Raw genomic sequence first — 580 nt, 5'->3', positions numbered from 1 at the left:
GTCCATCGCATCGTAGCCGGCCTGCACGGCCTCGCGGTAGTGGCGCGTGCGCGACAGCACGTCGCGCAGGGCCGCTTGCGAGAAGACTTCCTGGAAACCGATGACGTCGGCATCCAGCAAGTCGATCTGCCGCGCCGTCCACTCCGCCTTGGCCGCGTATTGCGCCGGGCTCAAGGGATCCAGGTTGTCATACAATTTCGCCCCGGCGGCGGCCAGGTTGCAGACATTGAAGGTGGCAAAGCGGATTTCTTGCTGCATAATTAGCACTCCTCACTGAACGATCAGCGTATCACGCATGGCTAAAAAAGAGCATATTTCCGAAACCCAGGCGACGCAGTTGCTGCGCAAGCACCAAGTTTCCTTTGAAGAACACCCGTATCCGTATGAAGAGCACGGCGGCACCAGCGTCTCGGCGCGTGAACTCGGCGTGCCCGAACATGCGGTGGTCAAGACCCTGGTGATGCAGGACGAGGCGGCGCGGCCGATGATCGTGCTCATGCATGGCGACTGCAAGGTGTCGACCAAGAACCTGGCCCGCTCAATCGGCTGCAAGTCCGTCGAGCCGTGCAAGCCCGAAGTG

Annotated in this window: 1 protein-coding gene and 1 pseudogene; one reads left to right on the top strand and one right to left on the bottom strand. The window is 61.0% G+C overall.

The features are described from left to right. A pseudogene (locus JaAD80_RS29870) lies at window positions 1-258 on the bottom strand (endonuclease/exonuclease/phosphatase family protein); the annotation flags it as partial. A gap of 37 nt (window positions 259-295) precedes the next feature. On the opposite strand from JaAD80_RS29870, the gene JaAD80_RS29865 reads away from it, so the two are divergent. Beyond that, a partial coding sequence (locus tag JaAD80_RS29865; RefSeq protein ID WP_308410665.1) for a YbaK/EbsC family protein occupies window positions 296-580 on the top strand: 285 nt, incomplete at its 3' end.

It is taken from the genome of Janthinobacterium sp. AD80, from assembly GCF_002878455.1.
Classification (GTDB): domain Bacteria; phylum Pseudomonadota; class Gammaproteobacteria; order Burkholderiales; family Burkholderiaceae_D; genus Janthinobacterium.
Note: the sequence above shows the minus strand (reverse complement) of the source record. Positions and strands in the feature narration are given on the sequence as shown.